The organism is Vibrio sp. Vb0349 (assembly GCF_033338975.1).
Window position 1 is genome coordinate 1 of sequence record NZ_JAWOTS010000138.1, and the last position, 1,590, is coordinate 1,590.

Consider the following 1,590-nt stretch of genomic DNA (forward strand, 5'->3'; position numbering starts at 1 on the left):
TACTGCCGCCAGTGCAACTGGATGTTGCGTTCGACTTGGTTATCGCAAGAGTTGCTGCATACTTTTAGCGAAGAAATCGACACCATCAGTTTGCATCCAGACACAGGTGGTCGATTCGAGATTTTCTGCAATGGCCAGCAAATTTGGGAACGTAAGAAGGACGGCGGTTTTCCTGAGGCAAAAGTACTAAAACAGCGCGTAAGAGACATTATCGACCCAGAGCGCGATCTCGGTCATTCCGATACAAAATAAGGGAACACTCGGTTCCCTTATTTAAATCATTTTCGTAGCGACTAACCTTAGTTGGCCGTTAAATCGTCGTCTGCGCCAGCACTTCACCTTCTGGCGTTTGAACACTGAGCATATTCCCATCCAGTAATCCAAAGCTTCTTGGTAAACCGTTACGCGGGAAGGTCATTGAACCGGGGTTAAAGATCACCACACCCTCTTTCATTTCGGCTACGGGAACATGCGTATGACCATGAGCGATGATGTCACCCTCTCGCAAAGGCGGTCTTTTATCGCTGTTGTACAAATGGCCATGCGTCAGAAAGATTCGCTTACCAGACTCTAGCAATACCCACGCGTAATCCATCATCATTGGGAAGTTCAGCAGCATTTGATCTACTTCGCTGTCACAATTACCGCGTACGGAGATGATTTGCTGACTGTATTGGTTGAGAAGCTCCGCCACTTGGGGCGGGTTATACCCTTCCGGAATCGGGTTGCGTGGTCCGTGGTTCAACGTGTCACCCAACAGCACCAAATGCTTTGCACCTGATGCTAGGAATAACTTGATGGTTTCTTCGGTTGCTGGCAAAGAGCCATGCAGGTCTGAGGCAAAAAATAGTTTCACGACGTTGTCTCCTCAAAATGTATGAGGCTATTCTACGGCATTCTGACGTATGCTCAACCGACTTCCCGATTACTGATGACGCACAGTCTCAATCAGCATTGGTAGCAAATGGAACCAAGCAAAATATCCGGCACCGACTAAAACTAATGTCCAAAAAACCATCGAAATGAACTTCGACTTCGCTAAATGGTGTAACGGGTCCGGTTCCCCACACCCTGGACATGTGTGAGCACGTTTCGATATTTGTTTCTCACACACAGGGCAAGAGACTAAAGGCATGATTTAAATTCCTCAACTATATGCTTAGGGCACAAAGAATAGCGCCTGTGAAAATATATGCAACATCACTAATAATCAATATCTTAGAGATTGACGCATGTCGCTGACTTGAGAAAAATATTACGCATGTTACTTACACAGTTTAGCCATCCTCTCTGACCATGCCATTAATTACGATATTGTTGTAACTCACCATGCCGATCACTTCGCCATCTTCAATCACGGGCGCGCGGCTGATCCCAAATCGCTCAAACAGACGAGCACAGTATTTGACGTTCATATCTGGATCGACACACAAAGCAGGCTTAGTCATGATTTCGTAGATATTGGTGCGCTGAGGGGCACGGTTATTTGCCAACACTTTCTTCGCAATATCATTCATTAGCACAATGCCGTATTCGTCGTTGTCATCGCGCTTTTTGACCACCAGCGCTTTCACTTGATACTTCTTTGCT

General features: G+C 46.2%; 4 protein-coding genes. 1 reads left to right on the forward strand and 3 read right to left on the reverse strand.

Annotation, left to right across the window (positions count from 1 at the left end):
* Positions 1 to 252: SelT/SelW/SelH family protein (locus R7Q47_RS23925; RefSeq protein WP_318089656.1), on the forward strand; the 252-nt coding region annotated here is incomplete at its 5' end.
* 58 nt (positions 253 to 310) lie between these two features.
* Here the strand turns inward: R7Q47_RS23925 and yfcE are convergent.
* From yfcE to R7Q47_RS23940, 3 genes are all read right to left on the reverse strand, one after another.
* Entirely contained in the window at positions 311 to 856 is a 546-nt protein-coding gene (gene yfcE / locus R7Q47_RS23930; RefSeq protein ID WP_015296382.1) for a phosphodiesterase, read from the reverse strand.
* Between the two features lie 69 nt (positions 857 to 925).
* Complete coding sequence (locus R7Q47_RS23935) at positions 926 to 1,135, reverse strand: hypothetical protein (protein ID WP_011105727.1); 210 nt, start codon at positions 1,133 to 1,135, stop codon at positions 926 to 928.
* 142 nt (positions 1,136 to 1,277) lie between these two features.
* The coding region (locus R7Q47_RS23940) for a CBS domain-containing protein (RefSeq protein WP_318089660.1) at positions 1,278 to 1,590 on the reverse strand (313 nt) is incomplete at its 5' end.

Excerpts from the sequence above, each read along its gene's own strand:
- R7Q47_RS23935 (WP_011105727.1), bottom strand. The coding sequence starts at position 1,135 with ATGCCTTTAGTCTCTTGCCCTGTGTGTGAGAAACAAATATCGAAACGT.